This window comes from Melissospora conviva (assembly GCF_049523535.1).
GTDB lineage: Bacteria > Actinomycetota > Actinomycetes > Mycobacteriales > Micromonosporaceae > Melissospora > Melissospora conviva.
In genome coordinates, this window is the sequence record NZ_JBLLDT010000002.1 from 687,381 (window position 1) to 708,979 (window position 21,599).

Sequence of the window (21,599 nt, forward strand, 5' to 3'; positions counted from 1 at the left end):
CACAAGTCTACGAGGGGCGCCGCTCCTCGGAAAGCTGGACGACCCATCACCGGGAGGGATTTTCCCGCTGATCGTCGCCGGCGCGGGCCAAAAGACTCGCCGGGCGCACCGCAGAACGCCCGAAACGGGCAACCACGGCATCTGCCGCTGTCTCCGCCTCCCGCCACCCGTGTTCCGGCTCACCGAACACCAGCTGTCTCGGCGCGTCGGTCGTCGCCGCCAGCCGCTCGACGCGGATGCCCACCAGCCGCACCGGGGCACCCGGGTCCAGGACGGTGAGCAGCTGCCAGCCGGTGGTCAGGATCTCCCGGGCGACGTCGGTCGGATTCTCCAGGGTGCGGGAGCGGCTGACGGTCCGGAAGTCGTCGTAGCGGACCTTGATGGAGACGACCCGCCCCACCTGACCCGCCGCCCGCAGCCGGGCGCCGACCTTCTCGGCCAGCCCCAGCAGGGTACGGCGCAGCACCGCCCGGTCGCTGACGTCGGTGTCGAAGGTCGTCTCCGCGCCGATGGACTTCTCCACCCGGTCGGGGCTGACCCGCCGCGGGTCACGCCCGTGCGCCAGCTCCGTCAGGTGCGCCGAGGCCGCCTCGCCGAGCGCGTTGCGCAGCATCCGGGGCGGCGCGGCGGCCACCTCCCCCACCGTTGTCAGCCCGAGCCGGCGCAGCGTCTGGTCGGCGCGCTCCCCCACCCCCCAGAGCGCCCCCACCGGCAGGGGATGCAGGAACTCCAGCGTCCGGTCGGCCGGGATGACGAGCATCCCGTCCGGCTTGGCGCGGGTGGAGCCGAGCTTGGCCACGAACTTCGTCGCGGCCACCCCCACCGAGCAGGTGAGCCGCTCCTGCTCGGTGACGCGGGCGCGGATCCGCCGGGCGATCTCCACCGGGCGGCCGAAGAGCCGGCGCGCCCCCGCCACATCCAGGAACGCCTCGTCCGACGAGATCGGCTCCACCAGCGGGGTGACCTCCCGGAAAATCGCCATCACCGCGCGGGACGCCTCCGAGTAGGCCGCGAAGTCCGGCGCCAGGAAGACCGCGCGCGGGCAGAGGGAGCGGGCGCGCATGGTCGGCATCGCGCTGCGCACGCCGTAGCGGCGGGCCTCGTAGCTGGCGGAGCTGACAACGCCGCGCGGTCCGGTCCCGCCGACGATCACCGGGCGGCCGCGCAGCTCCGGGCGCCGGCGCACCTCCACCGAGGCGAAGAAGGCATCCATGTCGACGTGCAGGATGGTGCAGCCCCGATCGTCGCCGTCGGCGCCGAAGTGCGGATCACCGCCGCGCGGCAGTGACTGGCTGCGTCCCATGCCCGCAGGCTAGCCCGCACCTGCGACAACCAGCGAACAACGCCTCAGCTGGCAGGTCGGCAGGTCGGCAGGTCGGCAGGTCGGCAGCGAGAGCTCAGCCGCGGACCACCAGCAGCGGAATGGTCATCTCGGCCGCGGTGTACGAGCCGTGGAAACCGACCAGCCGGGCCTCGCCCGGATCGACGACGGAGGCGACGACGGCGTACGTGCCGTGACAGGCCACCACGACGTCACCGATGCGGCCCAGATGCTCCGGCGGCACCGGCCCGAACCAGCCGGCCGCGACGGCCTCCGCCCGGGTCGCCACCCAGGCGGCCTCACCGAGCAGCTCCGACCAGGCCGCCACCACGTCGGCGGTGGCTCCCGGCTCGGTGTGCAGGTACCGCACCCGCGCCTCGCCGGCGACCAGCCGCACCCCGGCGCGCAGCCGCGGATCGGCGTCGAGGTCGAAGCGGTGCTCCACCGGCACGTTGAGCTGGCCGTGGTCGGCGGTCACCAGCAGTGCCGCGTCCCGCGGCAGGCCGGCACGCAGCCGCTCCAGCAGCACGTCGAGCTCCGCCGCCGCCACCCGCCACAGCTGCGAGTCGACCCCGCCCAGGTGCCCGTACAGGTCGAGGTCGCGGTGGTAGCCGGAGACCAGTGCCGGGCCGGGGCCGGCGGTCAGCGCCGCGAGCATCTCCCGGGCCAGCTCCTCCGGCTCGGCCGCACCCCGGAAGTCGCCGCCGCGGTTGGCCGCCACGGTCAGGCCGCTGCCTTCGAACTCCGGCCGGCTCACCACCGTCACCGCCACCCCGGCCGCGCGGGCCCGCTCCAGCTGCGTCGGCACCGGCTGCCAGCGGTGCGGATCCGGCTCGTCGGTCCAGAAGACGTGAGTGAGGATCTCCTCGGTGGCCGGCACCCGGACCCGGAAGCCGAGCACCCCGTGCGCGCCGGGCGCGGCGCCACTGCCCAGGCTCACCAGGCTGGTCGGGGTGGTGGAGGGGAAACCCGTGGTCAGCGGCCGCCCCCCGGTCGCGGCCATTTCGGCCAGCACCGGCGCGTACGGCGCGGCCGTGGGGATCTGGTGCCAGCCGAGCCCGTCGACCAGCAGGACCGCGATCCGGCGTACGCCGTCCAGCTCGGCGGCGAGGCCCAGCGGGTCGGGGCTGCCCGGCACGCCGAGCACCGCCAGGGCGCTGGGCAGGATGTCGGCGAGGCTCGCCTCGCCGTAGCGGGGACGGACCGGTTGCAGTAGGTCGCTCATGCCGGCCGGCGCGCGAAGAGGTGCAGCTGGGCGGCGAGATCGCGGTAGGGAATGCGGGAGGCCAGCGCGAGTTCCAGCTCCAGCAGGGCGCCCGGGTCACCGTCGGCGACCACCGCCGGCACCAGATCGGCGAGCACCCGTACGCCGTGGATCTCCTCCACCGTCAGGCCGGCCGCGGTCAGCAGCGTGGCGGCGGTGTCGGCGTCGTAGCGGCGGCGCAGCGTGTCCCGGGCGCCGGTGCTCCCCTCGGGCGCTGCCGCCAGCGACGCCGCGGTGCTCAGGTGCCCGTTCATCGCCCGGGTCAGTACCGCCGCGGCCCGGCCGGCGACCAGCACGCTCGCCGCGCCGCCCGGCCGCAGCGCGGTGGCAATGGCCGCCAGCACCGTCGCCGGGTCGTCGACCACCTCCAGCACGGCGTGGCAGAGCACCAGGTCGACGCTGCCCGGCTCGACCAGCCCGGCGAGCGCATCCCCGTCGCCCTGCACGGCGCGGATCCGGTCGCCCACTGCGGCCTCGGCTGCCCGGCGGGTCAGCGCGGCCAGCGCGTCGGGGCTGGCGTCGACGACGGTGACCCGGTGCCCGGCGGCTGCCAGCGGCACGGCGAAGCCGCCGGTGCCGCCGCCGATGTCGAGCACGGTCAGCGGCCGGCCGCCGTGCCGGTCGAGTTCGGCGCGCAGCACCGTCCAGACGACAGCGGTACGGGGGGTCAACTCGGGTCCGGCGAGCGCTCGGGTCTGCTCCACGCGATCGAGACTAGTGCCGCCGGGCGACAGCGGCGACGGGTGCCCGCCTCCCGCGCCGCCGCCGGCGCTCAGCGGAAGTCGCGGGCGGCGACGCGGGTCGGCACGACGATCGGGTCGAGCCGGTCGGCGACCAGGTTGGTCACCCCCTCGACCCGCTCCAGCCGCCCCCGGATCAGCAGCGCGGCACTGCTGCGGGCCACCCGGCGGTAGCGCTGCCACAACCCGGGTGAGCAGATGACGTTGAGCATTCCGGTCTCGTCCTCGAGGTTCAGGAATGTCACCCCGCCCGCGGTGGCCGGCCGCTGCCGGTGGGTGACGATCCCGCCCACCCGGATCCGGCTGCGGTGCGCCACCCGCCCCAGCTCGCCGATCGGCACCGCGCCGAGCGCCGCCAGCCGGGGCCGGATCACCCGTACCGGATGGTCGGTCGGCGACAGCCCGGTGGCCCAGACGTCGGCCCGCAGGGTGTCCACCTCGTCCATCCCGGGCAGGGTCGGCGCGGTCAGCCCGCCGGTCGCGCCGGGCAGCCGGCCGGGCCGTTCCTGCGCCGCCGCCCCGGCCGCCCAGAGCGCCTCACGCCGGGTCAGCCCGAAGCAGGCGAAGGCGTCCGCGGTGGCCAGCGCCTCCAGCTGGGCGGCGCTCAGCCCGGTGCGCCGGGCCAGATCCGCCATGTCCCGGTACGGCCCACCGGCCGCCCGTTCGGCCTCGATCCGCTCGGCCGGTTCGGTGCCGATGGTGCGCACCGAGGCGAGCCCGAGCCGGACCGCCGGACCGCCCAGCCCCCACCGCTGCGGCGGCTCCCCCGCTGCGCTGCCCCACCGGGTCTGCGGGGTGGACTCCAGGACGGCGTCGGCGCCGCTGGCGTTGATGTCCGGGCGGCGTACCTCCACGCCGTGCCGGCGGGCGTCGTCGACCAGCGTCTGCGGTGCGTAGAAACCCATCGGCTGGGCGTTGAGCAGCGCGGCCAGGAACGGCGCCGGGTGGTAGCGCTTGAGCCAGGCACTGGCGTAGACCAGGTAGGCGAAGCTCATCGCGTGGCTCTCCGGGAAGCCGTAGCTGGCGAAGGAGGAGAGCTTCAGGTAGACGTCGTCGGCGACCTCCCCGGTGATGCCGTTGCGGGCCATCCCCGCATAGAGGCGCTGCGAGATCGCCGCCATCCGCTCGGTGGAGCGTTTGGAGCCCATCGCCCGGCGCAGCTGGTCGGCCTCGGCGGCGTCGAAACCGGCCAGGTCGATGGCGAGCTGCATCAACTGCTCCTGGAACAGCGGCACCCCCAGCGTCTTCTCCAGCGCGTTGCGCATCAGCGGATGGGCGTAGGTGACCGGCTCCAGGCCGTTGCGACGACGGATGTACGGGTGCACCGAGCCGCCCTGGATCGGCCCGGGACGGATCAGCGCCACCTCGACCACCAGGTCGTAGAACTCCCGCGGCTTGAGCCGGGGCAGGGTCGCCATCTGCGCGCGGCTCTCCACCTGGAACACCCCGACCGAGTCGGCCCGGCAGAGCATCGCGTAGACCTCCGGATCGTCCAGCGACATGCTCCCCAGGTCCAGGGTCGACTCGATCAGGTCGTGCGCCAGGTGCAGGGCGGTGAGCATGCCGAGGCCGAGCAGGTCGAACTTGACCAGCCCGACGGCGGCGCAGTCGTCCTTGTCCCATTGCAGCACGGTGCGGCCGGGCATCCGCGCCCACTCCACCGGGCAGACCTCGATCACCGGGCGGTCGCAGATCACCATCCCGCCGGAGTGGATGCCCAGGTGCCGCGGGAAGGTCTGCAGCTCGTTGGCGTACGCGACCACCTGCTCGGGGATCCCCTCCGCCTCGGAGCCGGCAACCGTGCCCCAGCGGTCGATCTGTTTGCTCCAGGCGTCCTGCTGCCCGGACGGGAAGCCGAACGCGCGGGCGATGTCGCGCACCGCCGACCGGGGGCGGTAGGAGATGACGTTGGCGACCTGGGCGGTGTGCTCCCGGCCGTAGCGGGCGTAGACGTGCTGGATCACCTCTTCCCGGCGACCGGATTCGATGTCGACGTCGATGTCGGGCGGTCCGTCCCGTTCGGGGGCGAGGAAACGTTCGAAGAGCAGCCGGTGCCGGACGGCGTCCACGTTGGTGATCCGCAGCGCGTAGCAGACCGCCGAGTTCGCCGCCGACCCCCGCCCCTGGCAGTAGATGTCCTGCTCCCGGCAGAACTTCACGATCTCGTAGACCACCAGGAAGTAGCCGGGGAACCCCAATTTGTCGATCATGTCGAGTTCGTGGTCGAGCTGCCGGTACGCCTGCGGGTGTGCCGCGCGCGGGCCGTACCGGTCCAGCGCGCCGTCCATGGTCAGCTGCCGCAGCCAGCTCATCTCGGTGTGCCCGGGCGGCACCGGGTACGCCGGCAGCCGCGGGGCGACCACGTCCAGGTCGAAGGCGAGTTCGGCGCCGAACTCGGCGGCCCGCGCCACCGCCCCGGGGTAGGCGGCGAAGCGGGCGGCCATCTCCGCGCCGCTGCGCAGGTGGGCGGTGCCGGCGGCGGGCAGCCAGCCGTCGATCTCGTCGAGGCTGCGCCGGGCCCGGACCGCCGCCAGTGTGGTCGCGAGCCGGCGCCGGGCGGGGGTGGCGTAGTGGACGTTGCCGGTGGCCACGGTCGGCAGCCCGGCACCGGCGGCCAGCTCGGCGAGGGCGTCGTTGCGGTCGCCGTCGGCCGGGTCGCCGTGATCGGTCAGCTCCACCGCCACCGTCTCGGCGCCGAAGAGCGCGGTCAGGCGGTCCAGTTCCCGGGCAGCCGCCTCGACCCCTCCGGTCAGCAGCGCCGCCGGCACCGGTCCCTTGCGGCAGCCGGTGAGGACCAGAACGTGGTCGCGCAGCTCGGCGGCGACCTGCTCCAGCTCGCCGTAGTCCGGACGGCCCTTCTCCCCGCCGCGCAGCTGGGCGCGGGCGATGGCCGCCGACAGCCGGGCGTACCCCTCGGGGCCGTGGGCGAGGACCAGCAGGTGCCGGCCGGCCGGGTCCGGTTCGCCGCTGCGCGGTCCGGGGCGGCCCAGGGTCAGCTCCGCGCCGAAGACGGTGGGCAGCCCCACCTCCCGGGCCGCCTCGGCGAAGCGCACCACCCCGTAGAGCCCGTCGTGGTCGGTGACCGCCAGCGCGCCCAGCCCCAGCCGGGCCGCCTCGGCGGCCAGCTCCTGCGGGTGGCTGGCACCGTCGAGGAAGCTGAAGTTGGTGTGGGCGTGCAGCTCGGCGTAGGGCACCCGCCCCGCCTCCACCGGAGCCGGGGAAGGCATCGCCGGTGGCTGCCGGGGCGGCCGTTCACTGTCGTCGGCGGCGAGCGGGTCGACCACCCGCAGATGCCGGTGCGGGCCGGGACGGCCGGAGAGGATCCGTTCCAGCTCCCTCCAGGGCAGGTCCGGGTTGTGGAAACTCACCGGAGCACCTCCGCTCCGGGCACCCCGCGGCGGTCAGTCATAGATCGCCTCCACCACCCAGCGCCCCTCGGTCAGGCAGAGCAGCAGGGCGCCGCCGTCGGCGAGGCCGATCTGGAACCGGGCGCCCCGGCGGGCCTCGGCCGGCGCCCACCAGCGCTCGTCGACCGGCCACGGACCGGACCAGCCGGTGATCTCCATCGGTGCGGCGCCGTCGACGGCGAGCCGGGCCGGGGCGGCGCTGACCTCCAGCCGGGCGCTGACGCGTACCGGCGCTCCGGAGCTGTCGCGCACGTCGGCGGCGAGCGGCACCGGCAGCACCAGGGCGGGCGCCGGTGGCGGGATCCGGCCCGGCCAGGGCGCGGCCGGCGGCCGGGCCGGGGTGCGCTCGTCGCCCCAGGGCACCAGCCGGACCTGGTCGGCGGCGCCGCGTCCGCCGCCGAGCACGGCGGTGACCACCGCGTCCGGGCCGAGCAGGCCCTGCACCCGGCTGAGCACCCGGTGCGCGCGGTCGCGTTCCGGCCCCATCTCGCCCCAGAGCCCGGGCTGCAGCCCGGCCTGGGCGAGCACCCCGGCCGGGGTCAGGCGCAGCCGGATGATCCCGGCGGTCGGGCGCGCGGTCACCGCCGTGGCGCCGCGGCGGTGACCGCCGGAGAGCCAGCCGTCGAGCTGCCAGCGCAGCCGGTCGGCGATCGCCGCGGCGGTGAGCAGCCCGTCGTGCCGCCAGGTGCGGTGCAGTTCCTGCCCGTCGGCGGTGACCGCCTCGATCTCGAGCCGGGTGCAGCCCAGGCCGTGCCCGGTGAGCCGCTCGTGCAGCCGTTCGGCGAGGACGCGGGTGGCGAAGGCCGCCGCGTCGACCCGGTCCAGCGGTTCGTCGTACGTCTCGGTCACCGCCAGGTCGGGCGGGGGCCGGCGGACGGCGAGGGGCCGGTGGTCGCGGCCGACCGCGAGCCGGTGGGCCAGGGCCGCGTCGAAGCCGAACCGGGCCAGGACGTCCCCGGCGGGCAGCGCCGCGAAGTCGCCGAGCGTACGCAGGCCGAGCCGGCGCAGCAGATCGGTCAGGGCGGTCCGTGCCAGCGCCTCGATCGGCTGGCCGGCAAGAAACCCCCGGGTGGCGCCGGGGGCGATGATCTGTCCGCTGCGGGCGGCCAGCCCGGCGGCGAAGACGCCGTCGGCGATGCCGACCTGGCTCTCCACCTCGCAGCTCTGGGCGATCTGCTCCACGATCTGCTCGGCGGCCTGCTCCTCGCCGCCGAAGTAGCGGGCCGGTCCGCGCGCGGCGAGGGCTGCCACACCGGGGCGGATCACCTCGACGCCGGCGGCGACCTGCGCGATGGCGGTCAGCACCGGTTCGAAGGCGCGGGCGTCCCGGCCCGGATCGTGGTCGACGACGACCAGCTCCGGGCAGCGGCCCTGCGCCTCCCGTTTGCGCAGGCCCCGCCGGACGCCCTCGGCGCGGGCAGCCGTGGAGCAGGCCAGCACCCGGTTGGCGTGCAGCACCGCCACCGGGCCGGCGGCCGGCACCCCGTCGACGATTTCGGCGGCGGCCACCGGCCAGTCCGGGCACCAGACGACCAGGGTGCGCACCGCCGCCGCGTCGTCCGGCATCTGCGCACCTCCGTCCCGGCTGCCCTGCCCCTGGCCAGACTAGAACACCTGTTCGAAATACGGAGGACGCCGGCGCGATCGGCGGACCTGGGTCACATCCGTGCGGCGACGGCCGCCGGACTCACTTCACCAGGGCGAAGGGCACGCGGCGCGGCGACTGCCCGGCGGTGCCCGCCGCCACAGCACCCTGAGCCACAGCACCCTGAGCCACGGCTTCCGCCGCCGCGGTGCCCGCGCTGTCGCCGGCACCGGGGAGCCAGACCTTGACCTCCTTGGGGCGGGCCGCGGCGCCTCGCCCCCGGGCGGAGAGGACAACTTCCCGCCGGCGCAGCCGCCCTCGGCCGTGACCGAGCCCTTCCCAGGCGCCGCGTACCACCCGCAGGGTGACGTCGGCGCCTGTCCAGGGGCCGTAGGAGACCAGGACGCAGCCCCGCTGGCGGGCGCGCGCGGCGAGCCGGTCGGCCACGGCGGCGCCGACCGTCGCGGGCACGGCGGCGACGACGACGTCGAGTCCGTCGATCAGGGCGGCGACCGCCGCCGTCCAGTCCGGCCCCGGGGCCGGCACGAGGGCGAACCGGTCCAGGGCGATGCCGAGGTCGGCGGCGGCGGCCATCCCCAGCTCGGGCAGGCCCACCACCGCGCACCACGATCCGGCCCGGGACGCCTGGGCCAGCAGCGCCAGCAGCAGGGAAGTCCCGCCGTTGCTCACCGGACGGCCGGTGGCGACCGCGACGACGCTGCCCCGGCGCAGCACGCCGTGGGGCAGCAGCCCGGCCAGCTCGGGCAGGACCGGCAGGCTGCGCCCGGCCCCCAGGGGGGCCGGCTCACTGGCGGGCCGGACCAGACCGGCCAGCGCCGTGGCGCCCACCACCGTCCGGGCCGCCGTGACTGCTGCGCCGGTCTCCGTCCGGCCGTTCATCCTGGTCGGCACCTCAGGCCGCGGCCAGACCGTCCAGCGCCGGCTGGTGCACGGCGCCGAGCGCCTGCTCGACGAGGGTCACGAAATCTTCGGCGGCGCGCAGCAGGTCATCCGCCTCACGGGCGGTCACCACCCGCGGAATGCCCGCCTCGGCGGCGGCCCGCTTGACGGCGGCGGTGGCGAAGAAGGCGGCCCACTCCCCCAGCTCGGGAGCGACGAGCACGAGCAGGTCCCAGACGCTGGTGACCTTGCTGCGACGGGCGGGGACCGGACGGGCCCGGGCCGCTAGCAGTGCCGCCGCGGCACGCAGCGCGGCCAGGTGGGCGGCGGCGTAACGCAGCCCGTCCGGCTGTGTCCGGGCGGCCTCGGCCAGCCCGTTGCGGGCGATCACGAGAAGCTGCGCGGGAGTGCGGTGCGGCAGCACGTGCGCGGGCACCGTGGGCATCTGAGCCGGGTCGATCGACATGGGCTTCCTCCTCCGCATCGCCGTCGGCGCCACCGTGTCGATCGGTGGCCCTGCGCGTGAAGCGATCCGGCGCGGAGGAAGACGCACCGGGATCGCCGGCCGGATATGGGCGCTTCCCCACGTCCACATCCGGCCGGCGGTTTACCGGCGGGCCGTCGCACGCCGCCCGGGGGTCGGGGGCGGCGTGCGACGGTCTGCCTGTCGGCCTCGGACTCGCGAGCGTCCGGAGCCAGGCGGTCCGCGGAACCGCAGCGGGAGCCGGTGCCGCGAAACACCGCCCCGCAGGGGAACGAATGCTCGACTTCATCGAACACCGAATCAATCGAACACCCGTTCTAACCAGAGACAGTACACCTCGGCGCCGACGAAAACGCAACCAGAACTTTCCCAGTTCACCGGCGGGTCGGCCCCGGTGATCAAATCGCAGGTCACCGATGGATCATCGTGGCCGCCGACACACTCTGCGGTAATGGCCCAGATCCGCTTCGGCCCCTGACAACCCGAGCGCTACCCTCACCGCCGTGACCAAACCCGGGCCCCTGCTGGGCGTACTCATGGTGATCTCGTCGACCGCCCTGTTCGCGGTCAACGGCACCGTCTCCAAGCTCGTCATGCGGGCCGGCGTCGAGGCCCCCCAGCTCACCCTCATCCGGGCCGCGGGCGCGGTCACCGGCCTGCTGCTGCTGAGCGCGCTGCTCCGCCCCGGACTGCGGCGGCTGCGGATCACCCGCCGGGAACTGCCCATGCTGGTCGGCTACGGCCTGGCCGGTTTCTTCGGCGTGCCGATGCTCTACTTCGTGGCCATCTCCCGGATGCCGGTCGGCATCGCGCTGCTGTTCGAGTTCACCGCGCCGATCTTCATCGCGCTCTGGGCCCGTTTCGGCCAGCGGCACCCGGTCCGCTCCCGGCTCTGGCTGGGGCTGGCGCTGAGCCTGGCCGGGCTCGCCTGCGTCGCCGAGGTCTGGGGCGACCTGAAACTCGACGGCCTCGGCATCCTCGCCGCGCTCGCCTCCGCCGTGCTGCTCGCCGTCTACTACGTGCTCGGCGCGCAGGGCGTCCGCAACCGGGACACCCTCTCCCTGACCACCTGGGCGTTCGGCGTCTCCGCCGTGGCCGGACTGCTGCTGCGCGCGCTCACCCACGGCACCGCCGGCTGGGACGTGCTCACCGCACCCACCGACGCGGGCGTACCCGTGGTCGTGCTCTGCCTCTACGTCGTCGTCGGCGGCTCGATCGCGCCGTACCTGCTGGTCGCCGCCGCCCTGCGTCACCTCCCGGCCACCAGCGTCGGAATCCTCGGGATGATCGAGCCGGTGATCGCCACCGCGGTGGCCTGGCTGGCGCTGAGCGAGACGCTGAACCTGCCCCAGCTCGCCGGCGGGGCGCTGGTGCTCGCCGGCGTCGCGCTGGCCGAGACCGCCCGGGTGCGGTCGGCCGCCGCACCACCACCGGCCGCCGGGCCCACCCTCGCACCACCCGCGGGCATCGCTCCACGCTGACACCACCGGACGACGCCGCCGGCACCCGGGCCCGTCACCGCGCCCGCGCCCGCGCCCGTCACCGCACCCGCGCCCGTCACCCCCGCCCGGCGGGTGTCACCCCCGCCCGGCGGCCGGTGAAACGCCGACAAGGGCGTCCCACCGGGCGAACCTCGCTCGCCTGACCGCCGCCGGGTTGGGAAGATGAACGCATGCAGTCACATGCCAACGTCCAGGCGGTGCAGATCGCCCTGGACAACGCCGACGCCCGCGACGGCTCCGGCGCCCCGAGCCAGGTACGGGTGCTGCCCGACGCCGTGCACACGGCCGTCGCGGCGGCCGAGGCGCTCGGCGTGACGGTCGGCCAGATCGCCAACTCGCTCATCTTCGACGCCGACGGGCAGCCGCTGCTCGTGCTCACCTCCGGCACGCACCGGGTGGACACCGCCCGCGTCGCCGCCGACCTCGGCCTGAGCGCGCTCAAACGGGCCAGCCCGGAATTCGTCCGGCAGCACACCGGACAGCCGATCGGCGGGGTCGCCCCGCTCGGGCACCCGAAGCCGGTCCGCACCCTGGTCGACACGGCCCTGGCCGGCTACGACGAGATCTGGGCGGCCGGCGGCGTACCCCGGGCGGTCTTCCCCACCACCTACGCCGAACTGCTGCGGATCACCGCCGGCACCGCGGCCGAGGTGGCGTGAACAGCGTTCCCGGACTCGTCACGCTGCACGTCTGGCGGACCCCCCGCCGGGCGCTGCCCCGTGCCCTGATGCGGATGGCCCGCGACCCGCGACGGCTGCGGGCGCTGCCCGGCGTACGGTTCGGCAAGCTCCTCGGCACCGGGACCGGCACCGGCTTCGGGCCCGGCGACGCCGACCTGACCCGGTGGGCGGCGCTGGTCGCCTGGGACGACCCGCGGCACGCCGACGGCTTCGCGGCCGGCCCGGTCGGACAGGCGTGGGGGCGCATCGCCACCGGCGCCGCCCGGCTGGACCTGCGCCCGGTCAGCAGCCGCGGTCAGTGGTCGGGCGTGCACCCCTTCGGCGACCCGGCCGGCGGGCGTACGCAGGGGCCGGTGCTGGCCCTTACCCGGGCCCGGCTGCGACCGGCGCGGGCAGTGACGTTCTGGCGCGCGGTGCCGCCGGTGGCGGCGGCGCTGCGGACCGCGCCGGGACTGCTCGCCCGCTTCGGCGTCGGCGAGGCGCCGATCGGCTGGCAGGGCACGGTGAGCGTGTGGCGCGAGTCGGCGGACCTGATGGACTTCGCGTACCGTCGGCCCGAGCACCGGGACGCGATCATGCAGACCCCCGTCCGCCGCTGGTACGCCGAGGAACTCTTCGCGCGCTTCGAGATAGGCGAGGTCACCGGCGACCGGTCGGTGCTCGGCTGGCACCCGGACGAGAAGGACCCGACAGTGAAGGACAGCACGGCATGAGGCTCATCCCGTGGCAGCCGGACGACATGGTGCGGCGCCTCGACGACGTGCTGACCGTCTACGGCGAGGCGATGAACTACCGCCGGGACATGCTGGAGGCCCGCCGCGGCTACATCGCCACCCACGTCCGGCGGCCCGGTTTCCGGGCGGTGGCGACCCTCACCGACGAGGGCCGGCTGGCCGGCTTCGGGTACGGCTACCGCTCCGAGCCCGGCCAGTGGTGGCACGACCAGGTCTACGCCTCCCTCGACGAGGTCGCCCGCAAAACCTGGTTCGGCAACTGCTTCGAAGTGGTGGAGCTGCACGTGCGCCCCACCGCGCAGGGCCACGGCCTCGGCGCCGGGCAGCTGCGGGCGTTGCTGACCATGGCCGAGGGGAACACCACCCTGCTCTCCACTCCGGAGGCCGACGAGGAGCGCTCCCGGGCCTGGCGGCTCTACCGCCGCTTCGGCTTCGTCGACGTGCTGCGCCACTTCTGCTTCCCCGGCGACGAGCGGCCCTTCGCCGTGCTGGGCCACGAACTGCCCCTGCCGCCGGTCGGGTCATGACCGCCCGCCGGCTGCCCTGGCTGCTGCTGGGCGTGCTCGTCCTGGCGCAGATCGCGTACCCGCTGACCACCGGCACCACCCGCGCCCGGCTCACCGTGGCCGTGGTCCTGCTCGGCTGCCTGCTGTCGGTGGGCCACGCGTTGCTGACCCGGGGCCCGCGGGCCGCCGCCGCGCTGGCGCTGATCGCCGGTGGCGGCGGGCTGGCGATCGAGGCGCTCGGAGTCGCCACCGGCTTCCCGTTCGGCAGCTACGACTACTCCGGACAGCTCGGACCGCAGCTGGCCGGGGTGCCCCTGGTCATCCCGCTGGCCTGGACCTGGATGGCCTGGCCCGCCTGGCTGGCCGCCACCCGGCTGCTGCCGCCCGGCGTCGGGCGCATCGCGCTGGCCACGGCCGGACTGGTCACCTGGGACCTCTTCCTCGACCCGCAGATGGTCGCCGAGGGGTACTGGCGCTGGCTCGGCGACGGCCCCGCCCTGCCCGGCCTGGACGGCATCCCGATCAGCAACTACCTCGGCTGGCTGCTCTTCGCGGCGCTGGTGATGACCATGCTGCGCCCGCTGGGCGGGGCGGCGGTGGCCGTACCCGACGCCGGCGACGAGCCGATGTACGCCCTCTACCTCTGGACGTACGCCTCCAGCGTCCTGGCGCACGCGGTCTTCCTCGGTCTGCCCGCCTCCGCGCTCTGGGGCGCGGCGGGGATGGCCGTGGTGGCGGTGCCGCTGGCGGTGACCCTGCTGCGGCAGCGATCCCGGCGGCCGGTGGTCCCGGCGACGTGAGCTGGCTGCTCACGGCCGTCGTCGCCGTGCTCACCGCGCACACCCTGGTCAACGCCCGCTGGTGGCTGCGCCGCCCACCGGCACGGCCGGCCCCGGTCACCGAACCGGTGGTGGTGCTGCTGCCGCTGCGCGACGAAGCCGACCGGGTCGAGCCCTGCCTGCGGTCGCTGCTGGCCCAGCGCGACGTGCCCGGCCTGCGCATCGTGATCCTCGACGACGGCTCCACCGACGGCACCACCGACGTGGTCCGCGCGGTGACCGCCGCCGATCCCCGGGTCACCCTGCTCACCGGGGCGCCCCTGCCGCCGGGCTGGCTGGGCAAGCCGTACGCCTGCCGGCAGCTGGCCGAAGCCGGTGCCGGCGACGCGGAGGTGCTGGTCTTCGTCGACGCCGACGTGGTGCTCGCCCCGCACGCGGTGGCCGCCGCGGTGACGACGCTGCGGGCCTCCGGGGCGGGACTGCTCACGGCGTACCCGCGCATCGTCGCCGGCTCGGGCGGTGAGCGGCTGGTCCAGCCGCTGCTGCAGTGGCTCTGGCTGACCTTCCTGCCGCTGGCGGCGATGGAGCGCTCGGCCCGGCCGTCGCTGGCCGCCGCCGGCGGGCAGTTCCTGCTCCTCGACGCGGAGACCTACCGGCGCTGCGGCGGGCACGCCGCCGTCCGCGACCGGGTGCTGGAGGACATCGAGCTGGCCCGGGCGGTCAAGCGCGCCGGGGCGCGGATCGCCCTCGCCGACGGCTCGGCGATCGCGCGGTGCCGGATGTACAGCTCCTGGCCGGAGGTCCGCGACGGCTACAGCAAGTCGCTCTGGGCCACCTTCGGCTCCCCGCTCGCCGCCGGCGCGGTGCTGGCGCTGCTGCTGACGCTCTACACCGCACCGCCGCTGGTGGCGCTCGCCGCCGCCCTGGTGGGGCAGACGCAGCTGGCGCTGGCCGCCGCCGCGGCGTACCTGCTCGGGGTGGCCGGGCGGGTCGTGGCCGCGTCCGCGACCGGCGGCCGGGCCTGGCCCGACGCGCTGGCACACCCGTTGTCGGTCGGGATCCTCGGCTGGCTGACTCTGCGGTCGTACCATCTGCGGGCACGGCATCGCCTGCTCTGGCGGGGCCGGCCGGTCAACTAGGAGGCTCGCATGGCTCGCGTCGTGGTCGTCGGCGCCGGCATGGGTGGGCTGGCGGCCGCCGCCCGGCTCGCCGCGGCCGGGCACGAGGTCACCGTCTTCGAACGCGCCGACACCGTCGGCGGAAAGCTCGGCCGGCACACCGAGCAGACCCCGGCCGGGGCGTTCACCTTCGACACCGGGCCGAGCCTGCTGACCCTGCCGCAGGTCTTCACCGACCTCTTCACCGCCACCGGCGCCAAACTCGACGAGTACGTCGACCTGGTGCCGCTGGACCCGATCGTGCGGCACGTCTTCGCGGACGGCACCGTGCTCGACTCCTGTGCCGACCCGCAGGTCTTCACCGCCCGCATCGGCGCGGCCCTCGGCGCCGAGGCGGCCGCCGACTGGCAGCGGCTCTGGCAGCGGGCGGGCCGCATCTGGGAGGCGTCCTGGCGGGACATCCTGCGCCGCCCGGTCGACTCTCCGCTGGATGTGGCCCGGCTGGCCTGGCGGCTGGGCGACCTGGCAGCCATCGCGCCCGGCCGGACGCTGCGCGGCCTGGGCCGCGGCCTGCTGCGCGACCCGCGCCTGCGGATGCTGCTGGACCGGTACGCCACCTACACCGGCGCCGACCCGCGCCGGGCGCCCGCGGCGCTGGCGGCCGTGCCCTACGCGGAGCTGGCCTTCGGCGGCTGGTATCCGCGCGGCGGGCTGGCCACGCTCGGCGACGCCCTGCTCTCCCGCTGCCTGGACCTGGGCGTGGTGGTGGAGACCGGCACCGCCGTCGCCGGGATCGACGCCCCCGGTGGGCGGGTACGCGGGGTACGCCTCGCGGGCTCCGCAGCCCGGGTCCCCGCCGACGTGGTGGTCGCCAACGTCGACGCGGCGACGGTCCACCGCGAACTGCTGCCGGACCCCCGCCGCCTGGCCCGGCTCGCCGATCGCAGCCTCGCCGGTTTCGTGCTGCTGCTCGGGGTCACCGGCAGCTCCGGCCTGGCCCACCACAACGTGTTCTTCCCCGCCGACTACGACGCCGAGTTCGATGCGGTCTTCGGTGATCCGGGGCGGGGCGCACCGGCCCGGCCCGCGCCGGACCCGACGGTCTTCGTCACCGTCGCCGACGATCCGCTGGTCCGTCCCGAGGGGCACGAGGCATGGTTCGTGCTGGTCAACGCCGCCCGGCACGGCCGGTCACCGGGCAGTGTCGACTGGCACCGGCCCGGCCTGGCCGACGCGTACGCCGACCGGGTCCTGGCGGTGCTGGCCGCGCGGGGCGTCGAGGTGCGCGACCGGCTGTTGTTCCGCCAGGTCCGCACGCCGGCGGAGCTGGCGGAGGAGACGGCGGCGCCGGGCGGGAGCATCTACGGCACCGCGGGCGGACTGCTGCGCCCGGCCAACCGCACCGGCACACACGGCCTGTTCCTGGTCGGCGGCTCCACCCATCCCGGTGGCGGGCTGCCGATGGTCACCCTCTCGGCGCAGATCGTCGCCGACCGGATCGGCCCGGCCTGACGCGTCGCCGTGGCAGCGGCTCAGAGCGGCGGCGCAGGCGGCCGCCCCGGTGGCGGCGGCGGTGGCTGCTGTGGTGACGGCCGCATCGGTGGCGGCAGTGGCGGCGCCTGGGGCGGCGACTGCGGTGGCGGCGCAGGTTGCGACCGTGGTGGCGCCTGCGGTGACGGCGCCGGCTGCGGTTGTGGCGGTTGCGCCGGCCGGGTCTGCCCGGTGGGCAGCAGGGCACTACGGACAACGGTGAGGAGCTGTCCGAGACCGAAGCCGGCGGTCAGCACCCAGACCGCGGCGGCGAGGGTGACCGCGGCGGGGGCGAGCTCCGCATCGATCGCGGCGGCGAGGCCGGCGACGAGAAGCCCGACCAGCGCCACCGAGACCCGGGTCGGGCGTTCCCCGACGGTGACCACGCCGATCTCGCGCATCCCGGCGGCGATCGCCCGCGCCCGCAGGTACTCGTGCAGCCAGGAGAGGGCGCCGGCGGTGACCACCAGCGGGCCGGGCGCCCCGAGCAGCCAGAACGCGGCCAGCCAGGCCACCTCGCCGAGCCGGTCGGCGAGCGAGTCGTAGACGTAGCCGAGCCGGCTGGTCCGCCGGCTGATCACCGCCACCGCGCCGTCGACGCTGTCGGCGACCGCGGCGATCAGGATCAGCAGGGCGCCCAGAAAGGGGCCCTGCACGCCCTGCCGTGCGACGAGCGGCACCCCCGCGCAGATCACCACCCCGGCGACGGTGACCGCCGTCGGGGAGACCCGCATCCGGGCGAGCAGAAACCCGATCTGGTACGCCACCCGAAGCCAGCCCCGGACCACCGGCGTGGCCAGTCGCGGGTCGAACCCGCCGTGCAGCCGGGCCCAGGCGGCGGTGTACTCGTCCCACGTCAGTTCGGTACGGGCCGGCGGGACTGTCTTCTCTTCGCCGGTCACGCCGCCGATTGCTCCGGCAGGTCGCTGCGGAGTTGCTGCCACAGTTCCCGGGTCGCGGTGGAGCGGTTGAGGGTGATGAAGTGGATTCCGGGCACCCCTTCGTCCAGCAGTCGCCGGCACATCTGCCCGGCCTGCTCGATACCGAGGCGACGGACCGCCGCCGGGTCGTCGGCGACGCGGGCGAACCGTTCGGCCAGCCGGCGTGGGAACGGCGCGCCGGAGAGCTGCTCGGAACGCTCGATGGTGGCCATCCGGGTAACCGGCATGACCCCGGCCAGGATCGGGGTGTCGCAGCCGGCGGCGGCGACCCGGTCGCGCAGCCGCAGATAGTCATCGGCGTCGAAGAACATCTGGGTGATGGCGAAGTCGGCGCCGGCGCGGCACTTGCGCACGAACTGCGCGGTGTCGGTCTCGATGTCCGGCGACCGGGGGTGCTTGTACGGGAAGGCGGCGACCCCGACGCTGAAGTCGCCGGAGTCGCGGACCAGCCGGACCAGGTCCTCGGCGTAGCGCACGCCCTCGGGGTGGGCCACCCACTCCCCCATCGGGTTGCCGGGCGGATCGCCGCGCACCGCCAGCACGTTGCGCACCCCGGCACCGGCCAGCCGGCCGATGACGTTGCGCAGTTCGGCCACGGAGTGGTCGACCGCGGTGAGGTGGGCCATCGGCAGCAGCGTCGTCTCGGTCGCGACGCGTTCGGTCACCGCCACCGTGGTGTCCCGGGTGGTCCCGCCGGCGCCGTAGGTGATCGAGACGAACGAGGGCTGCAACGGCTCCAGCTCGCGGATCGCCTGCCAGAGCAGGCGTTCGCCCTCGGGCGTCTTGGGCGGGAAGAACTCGAAGGAGAAGGTCGGCCTGCGGGCACGGATCAGCTCCCCGATCGCCGGTGGTGAGTTGGGGAGGACCGAGGGAAGACCGAGCGCCACCCTGCGACCCTACCGGGCGGGCCCTGCCCGTTGCCGACTTTCCCAGGTCACGGAACGCGCGGCGGAAAACGTCGTACCGCGCGGCTAGAAAGATCCGGCACGGGCCCGGGGCCGACACCCCGGCGCACCGGCGGGGGTCGTGTCGGCCGGCGGCAGATCGGGTGCCGGCGGCCGGACGGGGGTCGGCACTGAGAAACGGCGGCACCGGAGCTACGCGAGGCTCCGGGCCGTCACCCCGCCTGTCCGCCGGAGGAGCCGATGAGACCGCTCGCCCCGCACACTCTCGGGCCGGTGCTGGCCCGGCTGCGTCGCGAACGCGGCTGGAGTCAGCTGCGTACCGCTCGTGAGCTCGCCGCCGTATCGGGCTGCGACACGGTGACCCGGCACGAGATATCCCGCTGGGAGCGTCAGGAGCGGACACCGGGTGATTTCTGGCTCGACCGCCTGGCCCTGCTCTTCGAGGTGCCGGCCGCCGAACTGCGGCGGGTGCGGGCCTGCTCGCCCCGCGGCGCAGCCGCCACCGGGGAGGTGTCCCGGCTGCGCGCCGAGCTCTGCGCGCTGGCCCGGCGGTGGCTCGCCGACCCCGGCGCTCCGCTGGCACCGGTCGGCCCGCCGTGGCCTGCCCTCGGCGCGTCCGGGGCGCCCCCGCCCGTCACCGGTGCCGATCTGGCGCAGCTACGGCGCCTCGACGACCTGCTCGGCGGGACGGACCTGGCCGGTCACGGCGCGCAGCGGCTGGAGTCGGCGCTGGTCGCACTCGGCCAGGGCGGACGCGGCGAGCGCCGTCCGCTGTTGCGGCTGGTTGCCGGGGCCGGCCAGCTGGCCGGCTGGCAGGCCGCGGACGCGGGTGACGCGGTGGCTGCCCTGCACGCCTACCGGCTGGCGCTGCTCGCCGCCGCTGCGGCCGGCGACCGGACCGCTGCCGGTCACGTACTGGCCTCGGCGAGCCACCTTTTCGCCACCGTCGAACCCGGCACCGCGCTGCTGCTGGCCCGCGCCGGGCAGGGCGGTGCCGGCCGTGGCGGGCCGCCGGCCCTGCGGGCGTTGCTGGCCCACCGGGTGGCCTTCGCCGCCGCCCTGCTCGGACGCCGCCCGGCCGCGGACACCGCGCTGACCGTGGCCGAGCAGGCCCTCGCCCGGCACCGGCCCGCTGCCGCGCCCGACTGGTCCTACTGGCTGGATCCGGCGGCCGCGGCGGGGATGACCGGACGGACCCTGGTGGCGCTGGGCCGGCCACTGCGGGCGGTGCCGCTGCTGCGCGCCGGCGCCCGCAGCGGACGGCTGCGCGAACGCGCCGTCTACGGCAGCTGGCTGGCGCGCGCCTACGCCGAGCTGGGCGAGGTCGAGCAGGCCGTCGAGGCCGGCGGGGCCGCCCTGGTCGCCGCGGTCGGCTCCGGCTCGGCCCGTGCCGCCGCGGAGGTGACCGGGGCCCGGCTACTGGGAACGCACCGTGACCGCGCCCCGGCTCGTCGGCACCTCCGCCTGGTCCGCGCGACGCGCCCCTGGCTGCCCGGCGCCGCTCCACCCGCCCAGGCCCGCCAGGCTGGGCCGATCTTCGTCACCTCCGGCCACGGTGCGGGGCGGCGCTGTGGCCCGCCCGACGGGGACCCCGGGGGTCAGCCGGGTGGCGCCCCGTGACCGACTACCGTCATGGCGGTGACTCCAGCTGCTCCCCTCTCTCCGGTCGACCGGGCCGATCTTCGCCGACGTGTCGACGCGGCCCTGACCAGCTTCATGGCCTCCCGCCGGGCCTGGATGGCCGGCATCGACGACGGACTGACCCCGGTCGCCGACGCCCTGGAGGCGTTTCTGCTGCGCGGCGGCAAGCGCCTGCGCCCTGCCTTCGCCTACTGGGGCTACCGGGGCGCCGGCGGGCCCGACTCCACCCAGGTCGTCGCCACCCTGGCCGCCCTGGAGCTGGTGCAGGCAAGCGCACTGATCCACGACGACCTGATGGACCGCTCCGACACCCGGCGCGGCGAGCCGGCGATCCACCGGCGCTTCGGCACCCACCACCGCCGGGCCGGCTGGACCGGAAGCGCGGACGCCTTCGGCGAGGCCTCGGCGATCCTGCTCGGCGACCTCTGCCTCGTCTGGTCCGACGAACTGCTGCACAGCAGCGGACTCGACTCGACCACCCTGGCCCGGGCCCGGCCGGTCTTCGACGAGATGCGTTCGGAGGTCACCGTCGGGCAGTACCTGGACGTGCTGACCCAGGCCACCGGCGACACCTCGCTGGAGCGGGCGGGCAAGGTCGCCCGGTTCAAGTCGGCCAAGTACACCGTCGAGCGTCCGCTGCTGGTGGGTGCCGCGCTGGCCGATGCCGGCCCCGAGGTCCAGGCTGCCTACTCGGCGTACGGGCTGCCGCTGGGCGAGGCCTTCCAGCTGCGCGACGACGTACTGGGGGTCTTCGGCGACCCGGAGCAGACCGGCAAGCCTGCCGGCGACGACCTGCGCGAGGGCAAGCGGACCTACCTCGTGGCCGCGGCGATGCAGACCCTCGACCCGGCCGGCCGCAAGCTGCTGGAGCAGCGCCTCGGTGACCCGGAGCTGGACACCGAGGGCGTCGCCGCACTGCGGGAGCTCATCGTCGGCAGCGGCGCCCTGGAACGCACCGAGACGCGCATCGCGCAGCTGACCGAGACGGCTGTCGCCGCGTTGCACCGGGTCGAACTGCTGCCCGAGGCCCGTGAGGTGCTGGTGGAGCTGGCGGCTGCGGCGACCCGGCGCCGGGACTGAAGCGCAGGCGGCGGGTCAGTAGCCGAGCGCCTGGGCCCGCCGCTTGACCTCCCGGGCGAGATCCCCGGCGAGCGCCCGCGCGGGCGTGCCCGGCAGCGAGTCGTCGGGCCGCAGCAGCCACTCCATAGCCTCGTCGTCGTCGTAGCCGGCGTCGCGCAACAGGTTGAGCACGCCGGGCAGGTGCTTGTGCACGTTGTCGTTGGCGATCAGCTCGGCCGGCATGCGGCGCACGCCGTCGCGGCGTACGGCGATCAGCTCACGGTCGCGGATCTTCTGGTGCACCTTGCTGATGGAGACGCCGAGCCGCTCGGCGACGTCCGGCAGGGTCAGCCATTCCTCGGCGTCGACGGCACCGGCGCTGGGGTCTGCGGGCACTGATTCAGTCACCCGACCACCCTGCCATGCCGGGTGCCGCCAGGGCCAACGGTCCAGGTCAACCACGTGCGCAAAGATCGATTACGGGTGGCTGCGACGGACGACTC

Annotated in this window: 18 protein-coding genes and 1 pseudogene; 9 read left to right on the plus strand and 10 right to left on the minus strand. The window is 75.5% G+C overall.

Translation table 11 applies throughout. The features are described from left to right. Positions 1 to 46: 46 nt before the first annotated feature. From ACK8GG_RS08180 to ACK8GG_RS08210, 7 genes are all read right to left on the minus strand, one after another. Entirely contained in the window at positions 47 to 1,303 is a 1,257-nt protein-coding gene (locus ACK8GG_RS08180) for a DNA polymerase IV (RefSeq protein ID WP_440355954.1), read from the minus strand. Between the two features lie 94 nt (positions 1,304 to 1,397). Next, positions 1,398 to 2,546 (minus strand): alkaline phosphatase family protein, encoded by a 1,149-nt coding sequence (locus ACK8GG_RS08185; protein WP_440355955.1) that lies wholly within the window; start codon positions 2,544 to 2,546, stop codon positions 1,398 to 1,400. Further along, entirely contained in the window at positions 2,543 to 3,289 is a 747-nt protein-coding gene (locus ACK8GG_RS08190; RefSeq protein WP_440355956.1) for a methyltransferase domain-containing protein, read from the minus strand. The genes ACK8GG_RS08185 and ACK8GG_RS08190 overlap by 4 nt, the downstream gene beginning before the upstream one ends. A gap of 68 nt (positions 3,290 to 3,357) precedes the next feature. Beyond that, a complete protein-coding gene (locus ACK8GG_RS08195) occupies positions 3,358 to 6,693 on the minus strand; it encodes an error-prone DNA polymerase (protein ID WP_440355957.1) in 3,336 nt (1,111 codons plus the stop codon). 33 nt (positions 6,694 to 6,726) lie between these two features. Continuing rightward, positions 6,727 to 8,298 (minus strand): DNA polymerase Y family protein, encoded by a 1,572-nt coding sequence (locus ACK8GG_RS08200; protein WP_440355958.1) that lies wholly within the window; start codon positions 8,296 to 8,298, stop codon positions 6,727 to 6,729. Between the two features lie 121 nt (positions 8,299 to 8,419). Beyond that, the gene (imuA', locus tag ACK8GG_RS08205; RefSeq protein WP_440354779.1) at positions 8,420 to 9,217 is read right to left on the minus strand and encodes a DnaE2-dependent mutagenesis accessory factor ImuA'; all 798 of its coding nucleotides are present in this window, start codon (positions 9,215 to 9,217) and stop codon (positions 8,420 to 8,422) included. A gap of 13 nt (positions 9,218 to 9,230) precedes the next feature. Then, on the minus strand, positions 9,231 to 9,683 hold the full coding sequence (locus ACK8GG_RS08210) for an SAV_6107 family HEPN domain-containing protein (RefSeq protein WP_440350413.1): 453 nt from the start codon (positions 9,681 to 9,683) through the stop codon (positions 9,231 to 9,233). A 521-nt stretch (positions 9,684 to 10,204) separates the two neighbouring features. Here ACK8GG_RS08210 and ACK8GG_RS08215 point away from each other — a divergent pair. From ACK8GG_RS08215 to ACK8GG_RS08245, 7 genes are all read left to right on the plus strand, one after another. Continuing rightward, positions 10,205 to 11,182, plus strand: coding sequence for an EamA family transporter (locus ACK8GG_RS08215; RefSeq protein WP_440350414.1), 978 nt, complete (start codon positions 10,205 to 10,207; stop codon positions 11,180 to 11,182). Between the two features lie 191 nt (positions 11,183 to 11,373). After that, a complete protein-coding gene (locus tag ACK8GG_RS08220) occupies positions 11,374 to 11,862 on the plus strand; it encodes a YbaK/EbsC family protein (protein ID WP_440355959.1) in 489 nt (162 codons plus the stop codon). Next, positions 11,859 to 12,596 carry a monooxygenase gene (locus ACK8GG_RS08225; RefSeq protein ID WP_440350416.1) on the plus strand — a complete coding sequence of 246 codons (738 nt, stop codon included), beginning with the start codon at positions 11,859 to 11,861 and terminating at the stop codon, positions 12,594 to 12,596. The genes ACK8GG_RS08220 and ACK8GG_RS08225 overlap by 4 nt, the downstream gene beginning before the upstream one ends. Next, positions 12,593 to 13,144, plus strand: a complete 552-nt coding sequence (locus ACK8GG_RS08230; protein ID WP_440354782.1) for a GNAT family N-acetyltransferase — start codon at positions 12,593 to 12,595, stop codon at positions 13,142 to 13,144. Before ACK8GG_RS08225 ends, ACK8GG_RS08230 begins: the two co-directional genes overlap by 4 nt. Beyond that, positions 13,141 to 13,923, plus strand: coding sequence for a carotenoid biosynthesis protein (locus tag ACK8GG_RS08235; protein ID WP_440355960.1), 783 nt, complete (start codon positions 13,141 to 13,143; stop codon positions 13,921 to 13,923). Before ACK8GG_RS08230 ends, ACK8GG_RS08235 begins: the two co-directional genes overlap by 4 nt. Further along, positions 13,920 to 15,041, plus strand: a complete 1,122-nt coding sequence (locus ACK8GG_RS08240; RefSeq protein WP_440355961.1) for a glycosyltransferase family 2 protein — start codon at positions 13,920 to 13,922, stop codon at positions 15,039 to 15,041. Before ACK8GG_RS08235 ends, ACK8GG_RS08240 begins: the two co-directional genes overlap by 4 nt. A 9-nt stretch (positions 15,042 to 15,050) precedes the next feature. Further along, on the plus strand, positions 15,051 to 16,532 hold the full coding sequence (locus tag ACK8GG_RS08245) for a phytoene desaturase family protein (protein ID WP_440355962.1): 1,482 nt from the start codon (positions 15,051 to 15,053) through the stop codon (positions 16,530 to 16,532). A gap of 215 nt (positions 16,533 to 16,747) precedes the next feature. Here ACK8GG_RS08245 and ACK8GG_RS08250 read toward each other — a convergent pair. Together ACK8GG_RS08250 and metF are read right to left on the minus strand one after the other, a co-directional pair. Next, positions 16,748 to 17,452 (minus strand): annotated as a pseudogene (locus tag ACK8GG_RS08250) (CDP-alcohol phosphatidyltransferase family protein); the annotation flags it as partial. Then, positions 17,449 to 18,378 carry a methylenetetrahydrofolate reductase [NAD(P)H] gene (gene metF, locus ACK8GG_RS08255; protein ID WP_440355963.1) on the minus strand — a complete coding sequence of 310 codons (930 nt, stop codon included), beginning with the start codon at positions 18,376 to 18,378 and terminating at the stop codon, positions 17,449 to 17,451. The gene metF and the pseudogene ACK8GG_RS08250, both read right to left, overlap by 4 nt. A 258-nt stretch (positions 18,379 to 18,636) precedes the next feature. On the opposite strand from metF, the gene ACK8GG_RS08260 reads away from it, so the two are divergent. After that, complete coding sequence (locus ACK8GG_RS08260) at positions 18,637 to 20,016, plus strand: helix-turn-helix domain-containing protein (protein WP_440355964.1); 1,380 nt, start codon at positions 18,637 to 18,639, stop codon at positions 20,014 to 20,016. A gap of 18 nt (positions 20,017 to 20,034) precedes the next feature. Continuing rightward, on the plus strand, positions 20,035 to 21,117 hold the full coding sequence (locus ACK8GG_RS08265; protein ID WP_440350423.1) for a polyprenyl synthetase family protein: 1,083 nt from the start codon (positions 20,035 to 20,037) through the stop codon (positions 21,115 to 21,117). Between the two features lie 15 nt (positions 21,118 to 21,132). Here ACK8GG_RS08265 and ACK8GG_RS08270 read toward each other — a convergent pair whose 3' ends face one another. Further along, positions 21,133 to 21,504: an Rv2175c family DNA-binding protein gene (locus ACK8GG_RS08270; RefSeq protein ID WP_440350424.1), complete on the minus strand. Its 372-nt coding sequence runs from the start codon at positions 21,502 to 21,504 to the stop codon at positions 21,133 to 21,135. Positions 21,505 to 21,599 lie beyond the last annotated feature (95 nt).

Excerpts from the sequence above, each read along its gene's own strand:
- ACK8GG_RS08230 (WP_440354782.1), top strand. The coding sequence starts at position 12,593 with ATGAGGCTCATCCCGTGGCAGCCGGACGACATGGTGCGGCGCCTCGAC.
- ACK8GG_RS08210 (WP_440350413.1), bottom strand. The coding sequence starts at position 9,683 with ATGTCGATCGACCCGGCTCAGATGCCCACGGTGCCCGCGCACGTGCTG.
- ACK8GG_RS08260 (WP_440355964.1), top strand. The coding sequence starts at position 18,637 with ATGAGACCGCTCGCCCCGCACACTCTCGGGCCGGTGCTGGCCCGGCTG.
- ACK8GG_RS08200 (WP_440355958.1), bottom strand. The coding sequence starts at position 8,298 with ATGCCGGACGACGCGGCGGCGGTGCGCACCCTGGTCGTCTGGTGCCCG.
- ACK8GG_RS08220 (WP_440355959.1), top strand. The coding sequence starts at position 11,374 with ATGCAGTCACATGCCAACGTCCAGGCGGTGCAGATCGCCCTGGACAAC.
- ACK8GG_RS08235 (WP_440355960.1), top strand. The coding sequence starts at position 13,141 with ATGACCGCCCGCCGGCTGCCCTGGCTGCTGCTGGGCGTGCTCGTCCTG.
- ACK8GG_RS08185 (WP_440355955.1), bottom strand. The coding sequence starts at position 2,546 with ATGAGCGACCTACTGCAACCGGTCCGTCCCCGCTACGGCGAGGCGAGC.
- ACK8GG_RS08245 (WP_440355962.1), top strand. The coding sequence starts at position 15,051 with ATGGCTCGCGTCGTGGTCGTCGGCGCCGGCATGGGTGGGCTGGCGGCC.
- ACK8GG_RS08180 (WP_440355954.1), bottom strand. The coding sequence starts at position 1,303 with ATGGGACGCAGCCAGTCACTGCCGCGCGGCGGTGATCCGCACTTCGGC.
- imuA' (WP_440354779.1), bottom strand. The coding sequence starts at position 9,217 with ATGAACGGCCGGACGGAGACCGGCGCAGCAGTCACGGCGGCCCGGACG.